At 72.9% G+C, this 22,261-nt stretch carries 20 protein-coding genes and 1 riboswitch; of the genes, 9 read left to right on the top strand and 11 right to left on the bottom strand.

What is annotated here, in order from left to right:
* Positions 1-95 precede the first annotated feature (95 nt).
* The 5 genes from gcvP to ACFQQL_RS13285 form a co-directional block, all read right to left on the bottom strand.
* Positions 96-2,972, bottom strand: a complete 2,877-nt coding sequence (gene gcvP / locus ACFQQL_RS13305) for an aminomethyl-transferring glycine dehydrogenase (protein ID WP_382395129.1) — start codon at positions 2,970-2,972, stop codon at positions 96-98.
* The gene (gene gcvH / locus ACFQQL_RS13300; protein ID WP_382395127.1) at positions 2,969-3,352 is read right to left on the bottom strand and encodes a glycine cleavage system protein GcvH; all 384 of its coding nucleotides are present in this window, start codon (positions 3,350-3,352) and stop codon (positions 2,969-2,971) included. The genes gcvP and gcvH overlap by 4 nt, the downstream gene beginning before the upstream one ends.
* 10 nt (positions 3,353-3,362) lie before the next feature.
* Positions 3,363-4,511, bottom strand: a complete 1,149-nt coding sequence (gene gcvT, locus ACFQQL_RS13295) for a glycine cleavage system aminomethyltransferase GcvT (RefSeq protein ID WP_382395125.1) — start codon at positions 4,509-4,511, stop codon at positions 3,363-3,365.
* Between the two features lie 94 nt (positions 4,512-4,605).
* Positions 4,606-4,695, bottom strand: a riboswitch (glycine riboswitch).
* Positions 4,696-4,760: 65 nt separating this feature from the next.
* Positions 4,761-5,168 carry a universal stress protein gene (locus ACFQQL_RS13290; protein WP_382395123.1) on the bottom strand — a complete coding sequence of 136 codons (408 nt, stop codon included), beginning with the start codon at positions 5,166-5,168 and terminating at the stop codon, positions 4,761-4,763.
* Between the two features lie 69 nt (positions 5,169-5,237).
* Positions 5,238-6,350, bottom strand: coding sequence for a DUF4192 domain-containing protein (locus ACFQQL_RS13285; protein WP_382395121.1), 1,113 nt, complete (start codon positions 6,348-6,350; stop codon positions 5,238-5,240).
* A 147-nt stretch (positions 6,351-6,497) separates the two neighbouring features.
* On the opposite strand from ACFQQL_RS13285, the gene ACFQQL_RS13280 reads away from it, so the two are divergent.
* Positions 6,498-7,586, top strand: coding sequence for a polyprenyl synthetase family protein (locus ACFQQL_RS13280; RefSeq protein ID WP_382395119.1), 1,089 nt, complete (start codon positions 6,498-6,500; stop codon positions 7,584-7,586).
* 22 nt (positions 7,587-7,608) lie between these two features.
* On the opposite strand, the gene ACFQQL_RS13275 is transcribed toward ACFQQL_RS13280, so the two are convergent.
* Complete coding sequence (locus ACFQQL_RS13275) at positions 7,609-7,980, bottom strand: Rv2175c family DNA-binding protein (RefSeq protein WP_382395117.1); 372 nt, start codon at positions 7,978-7,980, stop codon at positions 7,609-7,611.
* Between the two features lie 138 nt (positions 7,981-8,118).
* Between ACFQQL_RS13275 and ACFQQL_RS13270 the strand changes: the two genes are divergently transcribed.
* Both ACFQQL_RS13270 and pknB read left to right on the top strand, forming a co-directional pair.
* The gene (locus tag ACFQQL_RS13270; protein ID WP_382395115.1) at positions 8,119-9,594 is read left to right on the top strand and encodes a LysM peptidoglycan-binding domain-containing protein; all 1,476 of its coding nucleotides are present in this window, start codon (positions 8,119-8,121) and stop codon (positions 9,592-9,594) included.
* 78 nt (positions 9,595-9,672) lie between these two features.
* A complete protein-coding gene (pknB, locus tag ACFQQL_RS13265) occupies positions 9,673-11,607 on the top strand; it encodes a Stk1 family PASTA domain-containing Ser/Thr kinase (protein WP_382395113.1) in 1,935 nt (644 codons plus the stop codon).
* A gap of 6 nt (positions 11,608-11,613) precedes the next feature.
* Here pknB and ACFQQL_RS13260 read toward each other — a convergent pair whose 3' ends face one another.
* Genes ACFQQL_RS13260 through ACFQQL_RS13250 form a run of 3 tightly spaced genes read right to left on the bottom strand, consistent with a single transcriptional unit; the run spans position 11,614 to position 14,821 of the window.
* Positions 11,614-12,216: a molybdopterin-dependent oxidoreductase gene (locus ACFQQL_RS13260; RefSeq protein ID WP_382395111.1), complete on the bottom strand. Its 603-nt coding sequence runs from the start codon at positions 12,214-12,216 to the stop codon at positions 11,614-11,616.
* Positions 12,217-12,225: 9 nt separating this feature from the next.
* Complete coding sequence (locus ACFQQL_RS13255; RefSeq protein WP_382395109.1) at positions 12,226-13,578, bottom strand: class II 3-deoxy-7-phosphoheptulonate synthase; 1,353 nt, start codon at positions 13,576-13,578, stop codon at positions 12,226-12,228.
* A gap of 16 nt (positions 13,579-13,594) precedes the next feature.
* Positions 13,595-14,821 (bottom strand): pyrophosphate--fructose-6-phosphate 1-phosphotransferase, encoded by a 1,227-nt coding sequence (locus tag ACFQQL_RS13250; protein WP_382395107.1) that lies wholly within the window; start codon positions 14,819-14,821, stop codon positions 13,595-13,597.
* Positions 14,822-14,940: 119 nt separating this feature from the next.
* Here ACFQQL_RS13250 and ACFQQL_RS13245 point away from each other — a divergent pair, with 119 nt between their 5' ends.
* The 5 genes from ACFQQL_RS13245 (at position 14,941) to ACFQQL_RS13225 (ending at position 19,824) form a co-directional block, all read left to right on the top strand.
* A complete protein-coding gene (locus tag ACFQQL_RS13245; protein ID WP_382395105.1) occupies positions 14,941-15,414 on the top strand; it encodes a hypothetical protein in 474 nt (157 codons plus the stop codon).
* A 137-nt stretch (positions 15,415-15,551) separates the two neighbouring features.
* The gene (locus ACFQQL_RS13240; protein ID WP_382395103.1) at positions 15,552-17,384 is read left to right on the top strand and encodes an AMP-dependent synthetase/ligase; all 1,833 of its coding nucleotides are present in this window, start codon (positions 15,552-15,554) and stop codon (positions 17,382-17,384) included.
* Positions 17,385-17,441: 57 nt separating this feature from the next.
* A complete protein-coding gene (locus ACFQQL_RS13235) occupies positions 17,442-19,247 on the top strand; it encodes a DEDD exonuclease domain-containing protein (protein ID WP_382395101.1) in 1,806 nt (601 codons plus the stop codon).
* 14 nt (positions 19,248-19,261) lie between these two features.
* Positions 19,262-19,543: an Lrp/AsnC family transcriptional regulator gene (locus tag ACFQQL_RS13230; RefSeq protein WP_382395099.1), complete on the top strand. Its 282-nt coding sequence runs from the start codon at positions 19,262-19,264 to the stop codon at positions 19,541-19,543.
* 98 nt (positions 19,544-19,641) lie between these two features.
* Complete coding sequence (locus ACFQQL_RS13225; protein ID WP_382395097.1) at positions 19,642-19,824, top strand: hypothetical protein; 183 nt, start codon at positions 19,642-19,644, stop codon at positions 19,822-19,824.
* A gap of 2 nt (positions 19,825-19,826) precedes the next feature.
* On the opposite strand, the gene trpD is transcribed toward ACFQQL_RS13225, so the two are convergent.
* Together trpD and ACFQQL_RS13215 are read right to left on the bottom strand one after the other, a co-directional pair.
* The gene (gene trpD, locus ACFQQL_RS13220) at positions 19,827-20,888 is read right to left on the bottom strand and encodes an anthranilate phosphoribosyltransferase (RefSeq protein WP_382395095.1); all 1,062 of its coding nucleotides are present in this window, start codon (positions 20,886-20,888) and stop codon (positions 19,827-19,829) included.
* Complete coding sequence (locus tag ACFQQL_RS13215) at positions 20,885-21,340, bottom strand: response regulator transcription factor (RefSeq protein WP_382395093.1); 456 nt, start codon at positions 21,338-21,340, stop codon at positions 20,885-20,887. Before ACFQQL_RS13215 ends, trpD begins: the two co-directional genes overlap by 4 nt.
* A 264-nt stretch (positions 21,341-21,604) precedes the next feature.
* Here ACFQQL_RS13215 and ctaE point away from each other — a divergent pair, with 264 nt between their 5' ends.
* Positions 21,605-22,261, top strand: a complete 657-nt coding sequence (ctaE, locus tag ACFQQL_RS13210; RefSeq protein ID WP_382395091.1) for an aa3-type cytochrome oxidase subunit III — start codon at positions 21,605-21,607, stop codon at positions 22,259-22,261.

Here is a 22,261-nt window from a genome sequence, read left to right as displayed (position 1 = left end):
CCTACAATTATAGCGTCAGGCAGCCCTGTCGGCGGGACCTTCTCCCGCCCGGGACCGCGTCCGTGCACCCGCCCGCAGGCCGGCGCACCGAATCTTCAACGCGCCGGGGCCGCCTCGAAATTCCCCACCGGCGGGCACGCGCAGACCAGGTTCCGATCGCCGTACGCCCCGTCCACCCGCCGGACCGGCGCCCAGTACTTGCCCTCGACGAGCCCCGGCACCGGATAGACCGCCTCGGCCCGCGTGTACGGGTGTGTCCACTCCCCCGTGAGGCACTCGGCCGTGTGCGGCGCGTGCACGAGCGGGTTGTCGTCCTTCGGCCACGTCCCCGCAGCGACCTTGTCCGCCTCGGCACGGATCGCGATCATCGCGTCGCAGAACCGGTCGAGCTCGGCGAGGTCCTCGCTCTCGGTCGGCTCGACCATGAGCGTCCCGGCGACCGGGAAGCTCATGGTCGGCGCGTGGAACCCGTAGTCGATGAGCCGCTTGGCCACGTCGTCCACGGTGATCCCGGTTGCGGCCTTGAGCGGGCGCAGGTCGAGGATGCACTCGTGCGCCACGCGGCCGGAGGTGCCCCGGTACAGCACCGGGTAGTGCTCCTCCAGGCGCGCCGCCACGTAGTTCGCCGCGAGCACCGCCGCCTCGGTCGCCCGGCGCAGGCCGGTACCACCCATGAGCGCCATGTACGCCCAGCTGATCGGCAGGATCGACGGCGATCCGAAGGCGGCCGAGCTGATCGCGCCGTCGGCGCGCTGCGGCGTCTGCGCGAGGGGGTGCCCCGGCAGGAACGGAGCGAGGTGCTCCCGGGCCGCGACAGGCCCGACTCCGGGGCCTCCGCCGCCGTGCGGGATGCAGAACGTCTTGTGCAGGTTCAGGTGCGAGACGTCGCCGCCGAACCGTCCCGGTCTGGCGTGGCCGAGCAATGCGTTGAGGTTGGCCCCGTCGATGTACACCTGTCCGCCGGCGTCGTGCACCGCCGCGCACACCTCACGGACGTCCTCCTCGTAGACGCCGTGCGTCGAGGGGTAGGTGATCATGATGCAGGCCAGGCGGTCCCCGTGCTCCGTCACCTTGCCACGCAGGTCTTCCAGGTCCACGTTGCCCGACGGGTCCGTCCCCACCACCACGACGCGCAGTCCGGCGAGCACCGCGGACGCGGCGTTCGTCCCGTGCGCCGAGGCGGGGATGAGGCACACGTCGCGCTCCGCCTCGCCGCGTGCGGCGAGGTATCCCTTGATGGCGAGAAGCCCGGCCAGCTCCCCCTGGCTGCCGGCGTTGGGCTGGAGCGTCACGGCGTCGTACCCGGTCGCGGTGCCGAGCCACGACTCGAGGTCGGCCACGAGCCGCAGATAGCCCGCCACGTCCTCGGCCGGCGCGAACGGGTGGATCCGGGCGAACCCGGGCCACGTCACGGCCGCCATCTCCGTGGCGGCGTTGAGCTTCATCGTGCACGACCCGAGCGGGATCATGCCGCGGTCGAGCGCGTAGTCCTTGTCCGCAAGCCGCCGCAGGTACCGCATCATCGCGGTCTCGCTGCGGTAGGTGGAGAACACCGGGTGCGTCAGGTACGGGCTCGTCCGGACCATGTCCGGCGGCAGGGCCGATCCCGGCGATTCCGGCGCGAGCGGCCCCGGCGTCGTGCCGAGGGCGCGCGCCACGGCGCCCAGCAGGTCCGCCACGTCGGTGTCCGTCGACGCCTCGTCCACGCTGACCCGGAGCCGGTCGGCGTCCTCCACCCAGACCGTGATGTTCTCCTCGAGCGCGGCGCGACGCACGTCCTCCGCGCGTCCGGGGACCACGAGCTCGAGCGTGTCGAAGACGTGCTCGTGGGCGAGTGACACGCCGATCTCACGCAGTGCGTAGGCCAGCCGGCACGCCTTGGCGTGCACTCCCTCGGCGATCGCACGCAGCCCTTCCGGACCGTGGTACACGGCGTACATCGAGGCCATCACTGCGAGCAGCACCTGCGCCGTGCAGATGTTCGACGTCGCTCGCTCGCGGCGGATGTGCTGCTCGCGGGTCTGCAGCGCCAGGCGCAGCGCAGGCGCACCGTCCGCGTCGCGCGAGACCCCGACGAGCCGTCCCGGCAGCTGACGTTCCAGCCCGGGGTGGACGCTCAGATAGCCGGCGTGCGGCCCGCCGAAGCCCATCGGCACGCCGAACCGCTGGGTGGTCCCCACCGCCACGTCGGCGCCGAGCTCGCCGGGTGAGGCGAGGAGCGTGGACGCCAGGAGATCGGCCGCGACCACCACGAGCGCGTCCCGCTCGTGCACGGCCGCCACCAGCTCCTCGAGCGCCCCGCGCGACGGCACCCGCCCGGAGGCGCCAGGGAGCTGGACGAGGACGCCGAAGACGCCGTCGAGCTGCTCCGGGGCGACGCCGGCGGAGAGGTCGGTCTCCACGATCTCGATTCCCACGCCCGCCGCCCGGGTGCGCAGCACCGCCTTGGTCTGGGCGAAGGTGTCCGCGTCCACCAGGAACCGGGACCGTGGGCCGCCGCGCTTCGTCGCCCGGCGGGCGAGCAGCATCGCCTCGGCCGCCGCGGTGCCCTCGTCCAGCATCGACGCCCCCGCCACGCCGAGACCGGTGAGGTCGATCACCATCGTCTGGAAGTTCAGCAGCGCCTCGAGCCGCCCCTGGGAGATCTCCGGCTGGTACGGCGTGTAGGCGGTGTACCACGCCGGGTTCTCCAGGACGTTGCGCTGGATCACCGCGGGCGTGTGGGTGTCGTAGTAGCCCTGGCCGATCATCGAGGTCCGAACCGTGTTCATGGCGGCCAGGCCGTGCAGCCGCTCCAGGACCTCCTGCTCGGACGCCGCGACGGGCAACCCGGCGGGTGCGCCGGACTCGTGGATGGCTTCCGGCACGGCGTCCGCCATGAGCTCCTCGACCGCGCCGGCGCCCACGGCCCGGAGCATGTGCCGCTGGTCGTGCGCACCGGTCCCGATGTGCCGGTCGGCGAATCCGGTCACGCGGACTGCCCTGCGACGAACTCGGCGTAGGCGTCGGCGTCCATGAGGTCCTCAGGCAGCTCGGAGACCCGCATCGTGTACAGCCAGCCGTCCTCGTAGGGGTCGGCGTTGACGGTCTCGGGCGTCTCCACCGCGGTCTCGTTGACGGACAGCACCTCCCCGTCGGCGGGCGCGACGAGGTCGGACACCGACTTGGTCGACTCGATCTCGCCGCAGGTCTCCCCGGCACTCACCTCGTCCCCCACCTGTGGCAGGTCGAGGTAGACGACGTCGCCGAGCGCCTCGGCGGCGTAGGTCGTGATGCCGACGCGGGCGGTCTCGCCGTCGACGGTGATCCACTCGTGGTCGGCCGTGTACTGACGGTCGTCGGGATAGCTCATGACGAATCTCCTAGCGGGACGGTGGTCTGCGGTAGAAGGGAAGCTCGGTGACGGTCATCGGCTGTCGTCGGCCACGCACCTCGACCTCGAGGGTCGTCCCGACGGCGGCACGCTCGTCGGCACCCGACCCCAGCAGTGCCATCGCGATCGGGTGACCGAGAGTGGGTGAGAGCACGCCGGAGGTCACCACGCCGAGCTCGCCGTCGGAGTCGTGGACCGTGCTGCCGGCACGCGCGGCCCGGCGGCCCTCGCCAGCGAGCCCGACCAGCCGGCGGCCGCCCGGCTGCCGCCGCGCGGCCAGGACGGCGTCCCGGCCGACGAAGTCGTGGTCGATGTGCACCACGCGGCCGAGCCCGACGTCGTCCGGCGTCGTGGCGGTGGTCAGCTCGTTCCCGTAGAGCGGCATGCCGGCCTCGAGCCGGAGCGTGTCGCGGCAGGCCAGACCGCACGGAAGGACTCCGTCCGGCTCCCCCGCTCGCGCCAGTGCCTCCCAGAGCGCGACGGCGGACGGCGCCGGCACCGAGATCTCGTAGCCGGTCTCGCCCGTGTAACCCGTGCGCGCGAGCAGCACAGGGACGTCCGCGACCGTGGCGTGCACGGCCCGGTAGTACCCGAGGTCGTCGAGGTTCGCGTCCGTGAGTGGCTGGAGGACCTCGGGCGCGGCCGGACCCTGCAGGGCGATCAGCCCGCGCGAGAACGTCCGGTCCGAGACGTGGGTCCGGTCGTCGGAGCGCTCGGTGAGCTCGTCGAGCACGGTGGTCCGGTTCGCGGCGTTCGCGATGACGAGGTACTCGGTCTCGGCGAGCCGGTAGACGATGAGGTCGTCCAGGATGCCGGCCCGGGCGTCCAGCAGCAGCGAGTAGCGCGCGCGGCCGACGGTCATCGCCGAGGGCCGGGTCACCAGGCCGTGGTCCAGTGACCCCGCGGCACCCGGTCCGGAGACCTCGATCTGCGCCATGTGCCCGAGGTCGAACAGTCCCGCCCGCTGTCGCACCGCCGCGTGCTCGGCGAGGTCGGAGGTGTACCGCAGCGGCATCTCCCAGCCGGCGAACGGCGTCATGGTCGCACCGGCGTCGCGGTGCACGGCGTGCAGCGGCGTGCGGAGCGACTCTCGCGCGTGCGAGGAGTCGCCGCGTTGCTCCAGCGTCTCGTCGGGCATGCAGGGCTCCGTGGGTCGTCGGGCCGGTGCTCGGGGGCACGCGGCGGTTGCCAGCGGTTCCCCCTCTGCATCCACGGTGCGTGTCCAGAGTGGCCTGATCGACACGGTGCGGGGACCTGAGAGTTTGCCGGGGTGGTTGCTCCTACGGTGCGTCGCGAGGCGACGTCTCTCCCGTGCCGACTGGTGACGGCCCGATGTGAACTTGTGGGGGCTGCACAGCCGCGTCTGACGTTATCAGGACTCCGGCGGTCAGGACTCGGCCGTCGCGACCGGCTTCACGGCGAGCACGGGGCAGGGCGCGTCGAGGAGGATCCGCTGGGCGTTGCTGCCCAGGATCAGCTTGCCGACCGGTGACCGGCGGCGCAGCCCGATGACGATGAGGTCGGCCCCGACCTCGTCGGCCGTCGTGACGATGGACTCGGCGACGTCGTCGGCGCGCCGCAGCTGACGGACGTCGTACGCCACGTCCGCCTCGTCGAGGAGGTCGCGCACCGCGTCCGCGTCGGCGTCGAGCGCCGTGTCCGCGGCCGCGTCACCGCGTGACTTGCGCGCCAGGACCACGACGAGCCGTGAGGACCGCCGTCGGGCCTCCTCGATGGCCGCCGACAGCGCGGCCTCGCCCTCGCTCGTGGTCACGTACCCCACGACGATCGCCATACGCGCTCCGTCCTGCTTCGGCTTGGATCGTGCGCCGGACGTTACCCGATGCGTTCACCCCAGGTGCGCTCATGGGACCCGGTCAGCCACCCACGGCGGCGGGACGGCCCCGGCGAGGAGGCCGGCGACGAGGCACGAGAGTCGGTGGTCGGGGTCCTCCGCGAGGGCCTGCCGGACCACCACGTCGGCCCGCGCCCCCTGGTTCGCCCACCAGGCGATGAATCCGAGCACACCGAGCGCGGGTGCCCCGGCGCCGTCCGGCGCGTGCACGGCGACAGCGTGCGCGAGCCCGAGCGCCGGCTCGACGGCGCTGTCCAACGGCCGGAACGGCGCGTCCAGCACGTCGCCGAGCGCTCCCGCAGCCACCAGCATCCCGACGCCGGCCGCATCGCCGGACATCGTGGCGGCCACGATCGTGTCGCGCAGCAGCGGGTCCTCGACCGCCGCCAGCAGACGCCCGAGCGTCCGGGCGTCCGGCTCGGTCCCGACGCTGGTGTCCCACAGCCGCGCCATGTCCGCCCGCCACAGGGCGGTCGGGACCCGTCCGCGCCGGTCCCTCTCCTGCACCCACCCGTCCGCGGCCTCGCCGCGGGCGGACGCCTCCGCACGCTCGACGGCGAAGGACTCCCGCGAGGGGACCGCCGCGCGCCCGGCGAGGACCATCGCGGCCGCGGCCGGTGACTCCTCGATGTCCTCCGGTGCCCGGCCCTCGGCCGGGCAGCACCCGCACGGGTCCAGGTGGCCCCACCCGTCCGGGGCCACCACCCACACGTCGAGCGGGTCGATCGGCGGGGCGGAGTACGGCAGCGCGTCGTCGAGCGCCCTCACGGCCAGGTCGAGGTCACCGCCCGTGCGCGCACGACAGAAGGCTTCGACGGTGTACAGCACGAGGGTGAGGTGGTCCGGGGCCTCCTCGGCGATCCTGGAGGTGACGTGGGCGGCGGTCTCCGGGCCCTCCCACGGGTCACAGAGCTGGTCGAGATCCGTCCGGCACATCATCCCGAGCGCGCGTGTGCCGTCCTCCACCCGTTCGGTCAGGAGCACGGCCGAGCCGTCCGGCCGGAACCCGAGCTGGTACGGCACGACGGCGAGGAGGTCCGCCACCGTCCTGACGCGGACCACCGGCTCCTCGGGCACGCCCTCGTGCGGGGTGCGGGTGCTGTTCTGGTCGAGTTCGCTCATGCACCCATTGCGCACCAGCACCGCCGACCGGCGCCGAGCGCCTGTGCACAGCCGGGCGCAGCCCGGGGGGCTGTGGAGGAGGTGTCCGCCCGCGACGACGCCGTGCGCACGTCCGATGACGGCCCGGCGACGCCGTAGGGTCGGACCATGTCCTCCGCCCTCGCCGGCCTGGCCACGGCCGTCTCGGACCGGGTCGCTGCCGCGCTGGAGGAACGGACGGTCGCCGTCGCGGACGTCGGTGAGCCGTTGACGGACCTGCTCGCGCCGGCGCGGGCTCTGCTCGCCGGCGGCAAGCGGCTGCGCCCCCAGCTCTGCGGTGCGGGATGGCTCGCCGCGGGGGGCACGGACGTCCGAGCTCCGGCCGTGGTCCTCGCGGGCAGCGCGCTGGAGCTGTTCCAGGCCGCGGCCCTGGTCCACGACGACGTCATGGACGACTCGCTCGTGCGCCGTGGCGTCCCGGCCGCGCACCGCGCGTTCGCTGCCACGCACCGGGACCGCGGGTGGCTCGGCGACCCGGACCAGCACGGCCTCGCCGGCGCGATCGTGCTGGGGGACGTCCTGCTCGCGTTCTCGGCGGCGGAGATGCACGACGCCGCGGCCGCCGCCGAGCCCGCCTCCGGCGCCCGCGCTCACCGCGTCTACGACGCCATGACCGCCGAGGTCGCGATCGGCCAGTACCTGGACGTGCGCAGCCAGGCGCTGCCCTGGCCGCGCGCCGGCGACGGCGGAGCGGTCGACCGGGCCCTGCAGGTCGTGCGGCACAAGTCGGCCCGCTACTCGGTCGAGCACCCCCTCGTGCTCGGCGCCCTCCTCGGGGGCGCCGGCTCACGCCTCCTCGACCAGCTCCGCGCGATCGGGCTGCCGCTCGGTGAGGCGTTCCAGCTGCGTGACGACGTGCTCGGGGTCTTCGGCGACCCGTCGGTGACGGGCAAGCCGGCCGGGGACGACCTGCGCGAGGGCAAGCGGACAGTCCTCCTGGCGATGACCCTCGACCGCGCCGACGAGGACGGCCGTGCCCTCATCCGCGACCGGATCGGCGCGCCCGACCTGGGCGCGGAGGACGTCGCGGGGCTGCAGCAGCTCATGCGTGACACCGGTGCGGTCGCGGCGCACGAGGAGCTCATCGACGCGCGCCTGGCCGCCGGCCTGCGCGCTCTGGAGGAGGCACGGCTGCCCGTTGGGGCCACGGACCAGCTCCGTGGCCTCGCGGACGCGCTCGTCCGCCGCGACGCCTGACGAGCAGCCCCGCAGAAGCCCCTCAGAAACCGAGTGTCTGGGCGACCCGCCGCACCGCGTGGGTGCGCCGCGCGCGCAACGCCGCCACCGGCGTCGAGCCGAGCTCCTCGTGCGGCGAGTACAGCCAGCGAAAGGACTCCTCGTCGTCGTAGCCGGCGTCGGCCAGCACGATGAGCGTGCCCCGGAGGTTCGGAAGCGGTCCCGGCCCGTCGTCGACCTCGGGACCGAGCAGCAGGTCCGCCGGGACGGATCTCGCCGAGTTCGGACCGTGTGGCACGGCCAGCAGCCGGCGGTCCCGCAGCATCGCGCGTACGTCCCGGTCACGGACGCCGAGCAGCTCGGCTGCCTCGGGGACCGAGTACCACCCGGACGGTTCGTCAGGGACAGCAGTCACATCGAGAGCCTAGGTCAGATTTCGGGCCAGAGGTTGTCGACACGCCTCATCAGTCGCTACTGTCACACACGCTTCATTAATCACAATCGCATCACAGGCCACTCAGGCCTCTTCACACATCACGTCGATGGGGGATCGATGAGCAAGGGCGGGAACACCAGTCGCACCGCAGCCCGTCACGCAGGTCGTGCGGGTGTCGGTCTCGCCGTCGTCGCGACAGCGGTCGGCGTCGGGGCACCGGCGGCGCACGCCGAGGGCTCGCTGGCCGTGCAGCCGATGACACCCCTTCCCGGGGTCCATGGCGCGAGCGTGGGCGGCCACGTCGTCCGGACCGACCAGCCGACGATGACCTACCGCGTCGTCGCGGGCGACACGGTCTCGCGGATCGCTGCGCGCACCGGTAGCTCGGTCAGCGCGATCGTGCGGGCGAACAACCTCGGCTCCGACGCCCTCATCCGTGCCGGGCAGATGCTGCGCATCCCCTCGGCCGCCCGTTCCGGCGGCGACGAGGCACCGAGCGCCACGCCCGCCTCGAACGGATCGTCCACCACGGCGCACACCGTCGCCGCCGGTGACACGCTCTCGGCCATCGCCGCCCGCTACGACACGTCGGTCGACCGACTCGTGCGGCTCAACGGGCTCGACTCGGCAGACGTCATCCACGTCGGGCAGCGCCTGCGGGTCAGCGGCGACGCCGGCGGGGCCTCCGCGGCACCGGCCGCGCCCGCGAGCACCTCGGCGCCGACCACCGCGGATTCCGGCTCGGGGAGCACCCACACCGTGCGGGCGGGTGAGACCGTCTCGGCCATCGCGGCCCGCTACGACACCACGGTCGAGGAGATCATCCAGGCGAACGACCTGGGCTCGGACGCCCTGATCTACGTGGGTCAGCGGCTCGCGGTCGGCGGCTCGGGCGGCCAGAGCTCGGCGGGCTCCTCCTCGAGCGACTCGTCGGACGGCTCGAGCTCCTCGGGCTCGACCATCTCCTACACGGTCTCCTCGGGCGACACAGTCGGCGCGCTCGCTTCTCGCTTCGGGGTCCCGGCCCAGTCGATCGTGACGGCCAACGACCTGGGCTCGGACGCTCTGATCTACGTCGGGCAGCGGCTGACGATCCCGTCCTCCACCAACCTGGTCGACGACAGCTTCCTCGGACGCCGGTACCCGGAGGCCACGGTCGCCTCCGCCAACGCCAACAAGGCTGCCCTGCTCGCCGCGGGTGTCCCGTCGCGCGAGCAGATGCAGTCCATGGTCGTGCAGGTCGCGAACGAGATGGGCGTCGACCCGGCCCTCGCGCAGGCGCACGCGTACCAGGAGTCGGGCTTCAACCACGCCTCCGTCTCCCCCGCCAACGCCATCGGCACCATGCAGGTCATCCCGACCTCCGGCGAGTGGGCCTCAGACCTCGTGGGCCGGGACCTGAACCTCCTCGACCCGTACGACAACGTCGTGGCCGGGGTGTCGATCATCCGCGCGCTGCAGTCCACCGCGAGCTCCACCGACCAGGGGATCGCCGCGTACTACCAAGGGCTCGGATCGGTCCGTGAGTACGGCATGTTCGACGACACCGAGGACTACGTGCGGGCCATCAAGGCGCACATGAACCGCTTCTGAGCCGGGCGTCGGCGCCGGGTGCGCCGACACGGCACGCCCCTACCCGGAGTTTCGGCGGGCCGCGGATACGCTCGCACGGTGGACACCACGACCCTCGACCCGCTCATCGGCCGTCTGGTCGACGAGCGGTACGAGGTGACCTCGCGGATCGCGCGCGGCGGGATGGCGACCGTCTACCGTGCCACCGACCGTCGACTCGAACGCACGGTCGCCGTGAAGGTCATGCACCCGCACCTCGCGGAGAGCCCGGACTTCGTCGCTCGCTTCCGCCGTGAGGCCAGGGCCGCGGCCAGGCTCGCCCACCCGGGAGTGGTCGCGGTGCACGACCAGGGCACCACCGGTGACGCCGCATATTTGGCCATGGAGCTGGTCGAGGGCCCGAACCTGCGCACGGTGCTCCGGACCCGCGGCTCCCTGCCCGTCGGCGAGGCCCTCGGCACCATCGAGCAGGTCCTCGACGCCCTGGCCAGCGCGCACCGCGCCGGCCTCGTCCACCGGGACATCAAGCCCGAGAACGTGCTGATCACACCGGACGGCACCGCGAAGGTCGCCGACTTCGGCCTCGCCCGTGCCGTCACCGAGGCGACCGCGGCGACCACCGGCACCGTGCTCGGCACGGTCGCGTACCTCGCGCCGGAGATCGTCACCGAGGGCCGCGCCGACCCCCGCGCCGACGTCTACGCCGCCGGGGTCCTGCTCTACGAGCTTCTCACCGGGCGCCAGCCGTTCTCCGGCGAGACGCCCATCCAGGTGGCCTTCCAGCACGTCAACGGGCACATACCGCCCCCCTCCCGAGCCGTCGACTGGCTGCCGGCGGAGGTCGACGAGCTCGTCGCCGCGCTCACGGCGCGCGAGATCGGCGAGCGACCCGAGGACGCCGCGGCGGCCCTGGACCTCGCCCGCCGGTGCCGGGCCTCGCTCGACCCGGAGATCCTCGCCCGGCGGGCCGACGTGGACCCGGATCCCGCCGCCGACGCTCCGGACAGCTGGCACGACGAGGCGGAGGCTCCCGTCGCGCCCGGCACCGACCACACCGCCGAGGTCCGCGCGCGGGGGACGGTGGCGCTCCCCATCGGCGCGATCACCCACGACGACGCCGCGACCACCGCACCGCCCCGCCGGCGCCGCGTCTGGACCCGTGTGGTCACGGTGCTGCTCCTCCTCGCCCTGGCCGTCGCCGCGGGTGCGCTGTGGTGGTTCCAGGTCGGCCCCGGCGCCACGGTGCCGACACCGGACGTCGTCGGGCTCGAGGAGGAGGACGCCGTCGCTCAGATCGAGCAGGCCGGCCTGACCGCGCGGGTCGAGCACGACCACCACGACGACGTCCCCGCCGGTGCGGTCATCTCCTCCGACCCCGGACCCGGCACCGACGTGCACGAGGACGGCTCGGTGACCGTCGTGGTCTCCGAGGGCGTCCTCATGCTCGACGTGCCGGACGTGGGCGGCGAGACCGTCGAGGACGCCCGCGCCGCCATCGAGGACGCTGGGCTGGGCGTCGGCTCCACCTCGGAGGAGTACCACGACAGCGTCCCGGAGGGCGCCGTGATCGAGACCGCTCCCGCAGCCGGGGAGTCGGTCCGGCACGACCGGCCCGTCGATCTCGTCGTGTCCCTGGGACGGGAGCCCGTCGAGGTGCCCGACGTGACCGGCCAGCCGCGGGACGACGCCGTTGCGGCGCTCGAGGACGCCGGGCTGACGGTGGACCAGGAGTCCCAGCAGCACCACGACGAGGTGCCCGAGGGCGCCGTCGTCTCCGTCTCCCCCGGCCCAGGCGAGCAGCTCTACCGCGGGGACGCCGTCGACCTCGTCGTCTCGCTCGGGCCCGAGCTGGTCGAGGTCCCGAGCGTCGTCGGCCAGCACGTGGGCCAGGCGCGTGCCACGCTCGAGGACGCCGGCTTCCAGGTGGAGGTCGAGGAGGTGCTCGGCGGGTACTTCGGCACCGTCCGCTCGCAGGACCCCGAGGGCGGTGCCATGGTTCCGCGCTCGTCCGTCATCACGCTCACGGTCGTCTGAGCCTGCTCACTCCTGGTGCGCGTACCGCTCCTCGCGCCAGGCGTCACCCCGCACGTGGTACCCACGCTTCTCCCAGAAGCCGCGCACCACGTCACTGAGGTAGTCCCACCCGCGGACCCACTTCGGCCCCTTCCAGGTGTACAGGTGGGGCAGCACGAGCCTCATCGGACCGCCCCGCTCGTCCGGGAGCGGCGCTCCCCCGCGGTGCGTCGCCAGCACCGACCGTGGTGAGACGAGATCCTCCAGCAGCACCGTCGTCGCGTAGCCGTACTCCGCCACCACCAGGACGTGCTCCACGTCCGGCTGGGGCGGTACCAGCTCCACCACGTCCCGCGCCGCGACCCCGGACCAGTGCTCGTCGAGGGCCGTCCACCCCGTCGCGCAGTGCATGTCCGCGGTGACCTCGAGCGCGCCCAGGTCCAGCACCTCCTCCATGGTGAGGTCGCGCCGGCCGCCGTCCGCCGTCGCCCCGCCGACGCTCAGCCGCCACCGCTCCGGACGACGCCGCGGCACAGGCCCGTAGTGCATGACCGGCGGCTCGGCCACCAGCCGCTGACCGGGTGGGACGAACCGGTCGGGTGGCACCGGTGGCTCGACCTGCGGCACCACGTGCCCGCCTCAGTGCCCGCGCAGCATCTCGGCGACGTCGAACGCCATCTCGAGAGACTGCTGGTGGTTCAGGCGCGGGTCCACGAGCGTCTCGTACCGGCGCGCGAGGGCGGCCTCGTCGACCTGCTCGCTGCCGCCGAGGACCTCGGTGACGTCGTCCCCGGTGAGCTCCACGTGCAGGCCGCCCGGCACGGTCCCGAGCGCGTGGTGCACCTCGAAGAAGCCGTGCACCTCGTCGATGACGGTGGCGAACTCACGGGTCTTGTAGCCCGACGGCGAGGTGATGGTGTTCCCGTGCATGGGGTCGCACACCCATGTCACGGTCCGTCCCTCGCCGGTCACCCGCTCGACCAGGCCGGGCAGCACGTCCCGGACGCGCCCGGCACCCATCCGGGTGATGAAGGTCAGGCGCCCCGGGGTGTTCTCCGGGTCGAGCCGCTCGGCCAGCGCGAGCGCGTCGTCGGCCGTCGTGGTCGGGCCGAGCTTGACGCCCAGCGGGTTGCGGACCCGTGCCAGCAGGTCGACGTGCGCGCCGTCCAGCTGACGGGTGCGCTCCCCGATCCACACGAAGTGCGCGGAGGTGTTGTACGGCAGGCCCGAGCGCGAGTCGATCCGCGTCATCGCCGCCTCGTAGTCCAGCAGCAGCGCCTCGTGCGAGGTGTACATGTCGACCGTGCGCAGCGCGTCGAAGTCGACGCCGCACGCGCGCATGAACCGCATGGCCCGGTCGATCTCGCCGGCCAGTACCTCGTACCGCGCGTAGGCCGGGTTGGCGGTGAAGCCGCGGTTCCACTCGTGCACCTCACGCAGGTCGGCGAAGCCGCCGTAGGTGAAGGCCCGGATGAGGTTGATGGTGGTCGCGGAGCGGTGGTAGGCCTCGAGCAGTCGCCGCGGGTCGGGGATGCGCTCCTGCTCCGTGAACCCGTGCGCGTTGACCGCGTCCCCCCGGTAGGCCGGCAGCGTGACGCCGTCACGGGTCTCGAGGTCGCTGCTGCGTGGCTTGGCGTACTGCCCGGCCATCCGGCCCATCTTGATGACCGGGAGCGAGGCGCCGTACGTCAGCACGGCCGCCATCTGCAGGATGGTGCGGATCTTGTTGCGGATGCGGTCCGCCGTCGACTCGGCGAACGTCTCCGCGCAGTCCCCGCCCTGCAGCAGGAAGGCCTCCCCGCGGGCCGCCATGGCGAGCTTCTCCCGCAGGTTGTCCGCCTCGCCGGCGAACACCAGCGGCGGATAGCCGCGCAGCTCCTCGGTCGCCCGGACCACCGCCGCCGGGTCGGGCCACTCGGGCTGCTGCCGGGCGGGAAGCTCACGCCAGCGCTGCAGGCCCTCAAGAACCTCGGGAGACGCCTCGATACTCACCTGGGCAGGATAGGTGTCAGTGCGCGGCCGGCGCGGCCGCGCTCACGGACTGGCCGATGTCCGCCATGAGCCGGGTGAACCACTCCTGGCGGATGTCGAACGCCTTGCCGCCGGCGATCCGCGCGAACGGGATGGCCCGGAGCCGGTCAGCGTCCTCCTCGTCGTGACCGATGACACCCGAGGCCCCGTCGAGCCCGGACTGCACGGCGAGGTCCGTCATCGACTGGATGAGGCGCAGGTCCTCGGCGTTCGCCGGCGCGGAGCGGGAGAAGTAGCCGGACTTCTGGACCATGACCTTCTCGGCACCCAGACGCTCGGCGAACTGCTTGGCGAACCAGGCGCCGGGGTTGATGGTGTCCAGCTTCACGTGCCCGAAGGGGTCACGCTGGACCTCCTCGCCCTGGGCCTCGAGCTCGGCGACGATCTCCGGCACCCCGGCTCCCTCGGAGAGGAAGATGTTGACGTTCCCCAGCTCGTCCATGACGCCACGCAGGCGGTCGGCCTCGGCGGCGATGTCCAGCTGCAGCTCGGGCAGGAAGACGGCGTGGACGTCCCACCGCTCGCGCGTCAGCCCGAGGCTCGGGACCCACTCCTGGGTGTCGAGCCATGCACGGTAACGCTCCGCGGCCGCGGCGGTCAGCCACCCGCAGTGACGTCCCATGACCTCGTGCACGATGAGCATCCGCGGGCTCACGCGATGCTCGCCCACGATGTTCTGCGCGAACTCGGAGGCCTGCTCCGCCGCGCTCCAGGCGCCCAGGGACTGCCGGATCGGCACGATGTCGTTGTCGATGGTCTTCGGCAGGCCCACGACGGTCAGGTGGTAGCCGTTCTCCTCGAGGTACTCCGCGAGATCGGCGGCCGTGGTGTTGGTGTCGTCCCCGCCGATCGTGTGCAGCACGTCCACCCCGTCCGCCCGCAGCTGCTCGGCCGCCACGGCCAACGGGTTCTGCCCCTCCTGCACCAGGCCGCGCTTGACCAGGTCGGCGGTGTTCGTGAGCTTGACGCGCGAGTTGCCGATCGGGCTGCCGCCGAACCGGTGCAGCACGCCCGCGTGGCGGCGCGCCTGCTCGTCGACGACGATCTTCGTGCCGCTGAGCAGACCGTGGTAGCCGTGCTCGTAGGCGATGATCTCGACCTCGGGGGCGATCTCGGTGTAGCGCTCGATCAGTCCGCCGACGGCGGAGGACAGGCAGGGGGCGAACCCTCCGGCGGTGAGCAGGGCTACGCGGCGGACCGGCATCGGCGACCTTCCGTTGGACGTTCACGTTGGCGGCGCACGACGACGTCGTGCCAGCCCATCCTAGAAGCCCGAGGAGCACGGGGCAGCGCGCGGGGCGGCTCCCGCCATAGAGTGCGGGTATGGCCGGACCCTCCCGCGACGGCGCCAGCGAACCGGGGCCGCTCGACGACGCCCAGGTCGCCGAGCGTTGGGCGGAGCTCACCGCAGAGCTCGGTGAGCTCGAGGTCCCGCGGGACGAGCGGTCCGACCGCGACCCCGACCTCGAGGCGGATGGGGACGGAGCGACCGCCACGCACCAGCCACGGCCGCTCGGGCCGCGGGACTACCTCGAGCAGGAGGATCCCGACGGCGACCGGTACGTGCCGCCCGACCCCGAGCCCCTCCAGCACTCCGACCCGGCGCTGACCCTCGGTTGGGTCGCCACGGTGGGGTCGCTCCTCGTGGGCCTGGTCCTCTTCGTGGTGACCTCCCCCGGCCGCTGGGTGACGGTCGGGCTCGGGGCCACCCTGCTGTGCGGCGTCGGCCTGCTGCTGTGGCGCATGCCCGCCCACCGCGACGAGGACGGCGACGACGGCGACGGTGCCGTGGTCTGACCCGCCGCACCCCGGCAGACCCGCCGTGGTGGACGCGGATCGGCGACGAGCGGCCCGGTGTGACGGATACTGTGGGCCAGCACAGCACCGATGAGCCGGACGGCACCGCGCCCTCCCAACCTGCCGACGGAGACAGCATGGACGAGTTCACCACGCCCCGCAGGATCGACGTCGATCCCGCCCGCTCCATCACGGACTACCTCGTGGACCAGGCCCGTGAGCACCCGGACCGGGTGCTGTACGAGGAGAAGGTCGGTGACACGTGGGTGCCGCACAGCGCGGCGTGGACCCTGCAGCGAGTGACGGCGATCGCCAAGGGTCTGGTGGCCGCCGGGGTCCGGCCCGGCGACCGCGTGGCGATCATGTCGCGCACCCGCCTGGAGTGGACGCTCGTGGACCTCGCCGCCTGGTACGCGGCCGCGGTGCCGGTGCCGGTCTACGAGACCTCCTCCGCCGACCAGGCCCAGTGGATCCTGTCCGACTCCGACTGCGCGGTGGCCGTCGTCGAGAACAGCACCCTCGCCGCCGTGATCGAGACCGCGCGCACCATCGACGACGGTGTCCCCCGGCTCGGCGAGGTCTGGTCGATCGACGACGGCGGCCTGGAGACGCTCGAGGCGCTCGGGGCGGACGTGCCCGACTCGGAGATCGAGTCCCGGCAGGCCGAGCTGGGCCTCGCGTCGCTCGCGACGATCATCTACACCTCGGGCACGACCGGCCGCCCGAAGGGCGTCGAGCTCACCCACGGCAACTTCGTCGAGCTGTGCCTCGAGGCGCTGGAACGGCTGTCGGTCGTGTTCCGCCCCGCGGGCGCCCGCTCACTGCTGTTCCTGCCGCTCGCGCACGTCTTCGCCCGCTTCGTCGAGGTGGTGGTCCTGCTCGGGGGCAAGCCGCTGGGCCACACCCCCGACGTCAAGCAGGCGGTCGCGGACCTCGGCACGTTCCGGCCGACGTTCATCCTCTCGGTCCCCCGGGTGTGGGAGAAGGTCTACAACAGCGTCGAGCAGAAGGCCGGCGGCGGTCTGAAGGGCAAGATCTTCCGCTGGTCCGCCGCGACGTCCATCGCCTACTCGCGCGCGCTCGACACCCCCTCCGGCCCGTCGCCGGTGCTGCGAGCCCGCCACCGGGTGGCAGACAAGCTGGTGCTCGGGAAGATCCGGGCGGCCCTCGGCGGCCAGGCGCAGTACGCGGTCTCCGGTGGCGCACCGCTCGGCGAGCGGCTCGGGCACTTCTACCGCGGCGTCGGCCTCGTGGTGCTCGAGGGCTACGGCCTGACCGAGACGACGGCACCCACCCACGTCAACGTGCCGGACAAGATCAAGATCGGCACCGTCGGCCTTCCCCTGCCCGGCACCTCCGTCCGGATCGCCGAGGACGGGGAGATCCTCGTCAAGGGCATCCAGGTCTTCCGTGGCTACCACGACAACCCCGACGCCACCGCCGAGGCGCTGCAGGACGGGTGGTTCAGCACCGGCGACCTCGGCTCCATGGACGCGGACGGCTACCTGCGCATCACCGGCCGCAAGAAGGAGATCATCGTGACCGCGGGCGGGAAGAACGTGGCGCCCGCGCCGCTGGAGGACCACATCCGCGCGCACCCGCTCGTCTCGCAGTGCGTCGTGGTCGGCGACCAGCGCCCGTTCGTCGGGGCGCTCATCACCCTCGACGCCGAGATGCTCCCCGGGTGGCTCCAGACGCACGACCGCGAGGCGCTGAGCGTCGAGCAGGCCGCGGCCGACCCCTTCGTCAGGCAGCACCTCCAGCTCGCCGTCGACCGGGCCAACGCGAAGGTGTCCCAGGCCGAGCAGATCCGCGACTTCACCGTGCTGGACGTGGACTTCACGGTCGAGAACGACTACCTGACCCCGTCGATGAAGGTGAAGCGCAACCTCGTGCTCACCGACTTCGCCGGCACGATCGACGACTTCTACGCCACCGCCGCCGCGACCCGCGCGCACCGGAGCAGCTGAGCACCTCCCGGGTGTCGGTCACCGCCCGTGTGGGCGGCCCGGCCTACCGTCGCGGGCATGGCTCCGACGCTGCTCGGGACCGCGCCCGGCGGTCGGCTCCCCCTCGACGACGTCACGCGTGCGGCCGCCGGGACGGGCCGGCCCGTCCAGCTGGGCCTGGAGGAGATCGGCACACCGCTGCACGAGGTGACGTTCGTCGTCGTCGACCTCGAGACGACCGGCGGGGGCCCGACGAGCTCGGAGATCACCGAGATCGGCGCCGTGAAGGTCCGCGGCGGTGAGGTCCTCGGCGAGTTCCAGACGCTCGTCAACCCGGGCGTGGCGATCCCGCCCCAGATCACGGTCCTGACCGGCATCACCACCTCGATGGTGGTGGCCGCGCCCCCGGTCTCGGAGGTCCTGCCCGCGTTCCTGGAGTTTGCCGGTCTGGCCGTCGCCGGTCGGCCGGAGACGGTGCTCGTCGCCCACAACGCCTCCTTCGACGTCTCCTTCCTGCGTCACGCCACCGATCGGATGGACCTGCGCTGGCCGTCCCCGCAGGTGCTGGACACGGTGGCGCTCGCACGCCGGGTCGTCACCCGGGACGAGGCGCCGAACCACCGGCTGGGGACGCTCGCCTCGCTGTTCCGTTCTCCCGTCACGCCGGACCATCGCGCCCTCACCGACGCCCGCGCGACGGTGGACGTGCTGCACGGCCTGCTCGACCGCGCGGCGCCCCTGGGGGTCACCCACCTGGAGGACCTGCGCACCGCGACCGATCCGGTCCCGCCGCGGCGGCGACGCAAGGCCACCCTCGCGGACGGCCTGCCCGAGACGCCCGGGGTCTACCAGTTCCTCGGTCCGAACCGGGACGTGCTGTACGTCGGCACGGCGACGAACCTGCGGCGCCGGGTGCGGCAGTACTTCACCGCCGGGGAGAAGCGGCGCCGTATCGGCGAGATGCTGGACATCGCGGTCGAGGTGCGCCCCGTGCCGTGCGCCACGGTGCTCGAGGCGCAGGTGCGCGAGCTCCGGCTGATCGCCGAGATCGACCCGCCGTACAACCGCCGGTCCCGCCGCCCGCAGCGCCGGCCCTGGCTGCGCCTGACGGACGAGGCCTTTCCGCGTCTCAGCGTCGTGCGCCGCGTCCCGGCCGACGACGTGGGTGAGGCGCTCGGGCCGTTCACGACCCAGCGGGCCGCCACCGCCGCCATGGAGGCGCTGCAGGAGGTCTCGCCCGTCCGGCGCTGCACGCCGCGGCTGCCCGTCACGCCCCGCCCCGGCGCCTCGCCGTGCGCCCTCGCCGAGCTGGACCGCTGCGGCGCCCCCTGCGTCGGCGGCCAGGACACGGACGACTACGCCACCGCCATCGCACCCGCCCGGCAGGCGCTGCGCGCCCAGGTGGACCGGGCGGTGGCCGCGCTGCACGGGAAGATCGCCCAGCTGGCCGGGCAGGAGCGATTCGAGGAGGCGGCGACCCAGCGGGACCGGCTGCTGGCCCTGCTGCAGGGAGCCCGCCGGGCGGAGCGGCTACGTCCGGTCCTGGCGAACCCGGAGATCGTGGCGGCCCGCCGCCACGAGTCCGGCGGCTGGGAGATCGTGCTGGTCCGGTTCGGCCGCCTCGCGGGCACGGCGGTGGCGGGCCGGGGCCAGGACCCCCTGCCGGTCATCGAGGCGCTGCGGGCGGGGGCCGAGGTGGTGCCGCCGCCGGAGGCGGCCTGCGGGGCGGCGCCGGTCGAGGAGACCGATCTCGTCGTCACGTGGCTCTTCCAGCCCGGTGTCCGGCTGGTGCGCGTCGAGGACGCGCCGGTGCCGCTGGCATGCCCCGTACGGGGTGCCGCCCGGCACAACCTCCCGGCCGGGCGACGTCGGGACCACGGTTAGGGAATGATGGCGGCATGCTCACCGCCATCGTGCTCATCGACGCCGACGTCGCCCGCATCCCCGAGGTCGCCCAGGAGGTCGCCGACCTGGACGGCATCAGCGAGGTCTACTCGGTCACCGGGGACATCGACCTGATCGCCATCGCCCGAGTGCGCCAGCACGAGGACCTCGCGAACGTCGTCGCGGACCGCCTCGGCAAGGTTCCCGGCGTGCTGGGGACGCAGACCTACATCGCGTTCCAGGCGTACTCCCAGCACGACCTCGAACAGGCCTTCCACATTGGGCTGGAGGACTGACGAGCGCGAGCGAGGAACGAGCGGAGCGCGAGGAAGTCCGACCAGCCGGCACCGAGGACTGACGAGCACGAGGGCACCGGACACTCACGGAGGACTACATGTCGCAAGACAGCGGCTTTCAAGCGCCAGCAACGAGTGACTTCGGGCAGTTCACACTCGGGTACGAGCACCTGGTCACCGAGGTCAGCCTGGCCACCGTCGCGCTGGTGGTCGTGGCCATCGGCGGCTACCTCGTCGGGAGGCACCGCAGCCGCGCCGAACGAGCACGCGAGCGGACCTAGCCCTACCGCGTCAGCGCCGCCCACCGCTCCAGCACCGCGGCCGCGGCGCCGGAGTCGACCGCCCGCGCGGCATGCTCGAGCCCGGCGCGGAGCCGGTCGACGAGCGTGCCCTCCTGATGGCTGGTCCCGGGGAGCCGGCCGTGCGCCACGAGCGCGGCCGCGGCGTTGAGCAGCACGGCCTCACGCACCGGGCCGCCCTCGCCGCCCAACAACCGGCGTGCGACGTCCGCGTTGTGCGCGGCGTCCTTCCCGCGGAGCTGCTCCACCGTCGTCGCCTCGAGCCCCAGGTCCGCGACGGCGTCCACGGTGTGCTCCACCACGGTGCCGGCACGGACCTCGAGGACGTCGTTGAGCGTCGTCGCGGACATCTCGTCGAGACCGTTCCGGCCGCGGAAGACCAGCGCGCTGGTGCCCCGCCCGGCAAGCACGCCGGCCACCAGCGGCGCGACGGCGGCCCGGGCGACGCCGATCGCCCCCGCGCCCGGACGAGCGGGGTTGGTCAACGGGCCGAGGATGTTGAACACGGTCCCCACGCCCAGCTCGCGCCGGGTCGGTCCGGCGAACCGCATGGACGGGTGGAACACGGTCGCGAAGCAGAAGGTGATGCCGGCCTCGGCGTAGACGTGGCCCACCCGGTCGATCGGGATGCCCAGGCCGACCCCGAGCGCCTCGAGGACGTCGGCACTGCCCGAGGAGGAGCTCGCCGCCCGGTTGCCGTGCTTGACGACCCCGACGCCGGTGCCCGCCACCACCAACGACGCCATCGTCGAGATGTTCACGGTGTGCATGCGGTCCCCGCCGGTCCCGACGACGTCGACGACGTCGCTCCCGTCGACGTCGATCGGCTCGGCGTGCGCCAGCATGGCGTCCGCGAAGCCGCGGACCTCCTCCACCGTCTCGCCCTTCGTCGCCAGGCCGACCAGGAACCCGCCGAGGACCCCCGGGCTCGTGCGGTCGGTCATGACCTGGTCCATCGCCCACGCCGTCTCCTCGGCGGTGAGGTTCTCGCGCGCGATCACGCGCGCGAGCAGGTCCGACCAGCGTCCGCCAGGCGCCTCGCTCATCCGTGCTGCCCGTCGAGCTGCCGGCGCAGCAGTCCCGCGACCGCCTCCTGCAGCGCGATCGGGTCGTACGGCGCCGGGACCACCGCGTCAGCGTCGGCCCAGGTCGCGAGCCAGCGGTCCTCCGCACGCGCGGTCAGCACCACCACCGGCGGGCACTCGTAGATCTCGCTCTTCAGCTGCCGTGCGATCGCCATCCCCCCGACCTTCGCCGCCTCGCCGTCGAGCACGAGGACCGCGAAGCTGCCCTCGGCGACCTTGCTCAGCACCCCGTCCTGGGTCGCGGCCTCGGTCCACCGGACGCGCGGCAACCCCTTGCCGGCGCGTCGGCCGATGGCCTGCACGACCGCCCGGCGGGTGTCGACGTCGTCGCTGTAGACGAGGAGGTCGACGACGTCCTCCTCCGCGGCCGGCCCGGATGCACTCCCGATCAGGTGGTCCTGGGCACTGGTCATCGAAGTCCTCCTGCGCGGGTCGGCGTCTCTCGCGGCACCAGGCCCGCTCGGGGCGGGCCTGCGGGCCATGCTAATGGTCGCCGACACGAGCCCGGTGCGGTGGTCAGGGTCACACTTTGGGCGCCGTCAGGACGCCGCCTGCACGGCGAAACCCGGACCGTCGTGGGACGAGCGTCCTGCCCGCTCGGGCCCGAGCGCTCCGCTGGCACGCCGCGCACGTCGCGAACTGGCCAGAACGCCCCTGGTCTGGGCCATAATGACGGGGTGTCGTCAACAACCGCCGTAGCCGCCGCGGGGCCCGTGCACATCAAGCGCCCCAACACGCTCTCGGTCGGCGTGATGATCTGGCTCTCCAGCGAGCTGATGTTCTTCGCCGGTCTGTTCGCCATGTACTTCACGCACCGGTCCGTCGCAGGGCCGGAGGCGTGGGCGGAGGCCACGAGCGTCCTCAACTTCCCGTTCGCGCTCGGGAACACCACGATCCTGGTGCTGAGCTCCGTGACCTGCCAGATGGGCGTGTTCGCGGCCGAGCGGTTCCAGGCGACGCGCACCGGATCACTGCTGAACGTGGCGAAGTGGGGCATGCTCGAGTGGTACGTCCTGACCTTCATCATGGGCGCGATCTTCGTCGCGGGCCAGGTCACGGAGTACACGGAGCTGATCCATCACGGGGTGCGTATCTCGACGTCGAGCTACGGGTCGGTCTTCTACATCACCACCGGCTTCCACGCGCTGCACGTCATCGGCGGCCTCGTCGGCTTCCTGTACGTCCTGGGCTCGACCTTCGCCGCGAAGCGCTTCGGGCACCTCGAGGCGGGCCGCGCCGTTGTCACGTCCTACTACTGGCACTTCGTCGACGTGGTGTGGATCGGCCTCTTCTTCGTCATCTACGTGCTCGACTACGCACTCATCCATCTCTGA

Origin of the sequence: Georgenia alba (assembly GCF_042665525.1) — a bacterium.
Classification (GTDB): Bacteria; Actinomycetota; Actinomycetes; order Actinomycetales; family Actinomycetaceae; genus Allobogoriella; species Allobogoriella alba.
This window is presented reverse-complemented; position numbering and strand designations above follow the sequence as displayed.

Excerpts from the sequence above, each read along its gene's own strand:
- gcvH (WP_382395127.1), bottom strand. The coding sequence starts at position 3,352 with ATGAGCTATCCCGACGACCGTCAGTACACGGCCGACCACGAGTGGATC.
- gcvT (WP_382395125.1), bottom strand. The coding sequence starts at position 4,511 with ATGCCCGACGAGACGCTGGAGCAACGCGGCGACTCCTCGCACGCGCGA.
- ACFQQL_RS13290 (WP_382395123.1), bottom strand. The coding sequence starts at position 5,168 with ATGGCGATCGTCGTGGGGTACGTGACCACGAGCGAGGGCGAGGCCGCG.
- ACFQQL_RS13285 (WP_382395121.1), bottom strand. The coding sequence starts at position 6,350 with ATGAGCGAACTCGACCAGAACAGCACCCGCACCCCGCACGAGGGCGTG.
- ACFQQL_RS13280 (WP_382395119.1), top strand. The coding sequence starts at position 6,498 with ATGTCCTCCGCCCTCGCCGGCCTGGCCACGGCCGTCTCGGACCGGGTC.
- ACFQQL_RS13270 (WP_382395115.1), top strand. The coding sequence starts at position 8,119 with ATGAGCAAGGGCGGGAACACCAGTCGCACCGCAGCCCGTCACGCAGGT.
- ACFQQL_RS13250 (WP_382395107.1), bottom strand. The coding sequence starts at position 14,821 with ATGCCGGTCCGCCGCGTAGCCCTGCTCACCGCCGGAGGGTTCGCCCCC.
- ACFQQL_RS13245 (WP_382395105.1), top strand. The coding sequence starts at position 14,941 with ATGGCCGGACCCTCCCGCGACGGCGCCAGCGAACCGGGGCCGCTCGAC.
- ACFQQL_RS13240 (WP_382395103.1), top strand. The coding sequence starts at position 15,552 with ATGGACGAGTTCACCACGCCCCGCAGGATCGACGTCGATCCCGCCCGC.
- ACFQQL_RS13235 (WP_382395101.1), top strand. The coding sequence starts at position 17,442 with ATGGCTCCGACGCTGCTCGGGACCGCGCCCGGCGGTCGGCTCCCCCTC.
- ACFQQL_RS13230 (WP_382395099.1), top strand. The coding sequence starts at position 19,262 with ATGCTCACCGCCATCGTGCTCATCGACGCCGACGTCGCCCGCATCCCC.
- ACFQQL_RS13225 (WP_382395097.1), top strand. The coding sequence starts at position 19,642 with ATGTCGCAAGACAGCGGCTTTCAAGCGCCAGCAACGAGTGACTTCGGG.
- trpD (WP_382395095.1), bottom strand. The coding sequence starts at position 20,888 with ATGAGCGAGGCGCCTGGCGGACGCTGGTCGGACCTGCTCGCGCGCGTG.
- ACFQQL_RS13215 (WP_382395093.1), bottom strand. The coding sequence starts at position 21,340 with ATGACCAGTGCCCAGGACCACCTGATCGGGAGTGCATCCGGGCCGGCC.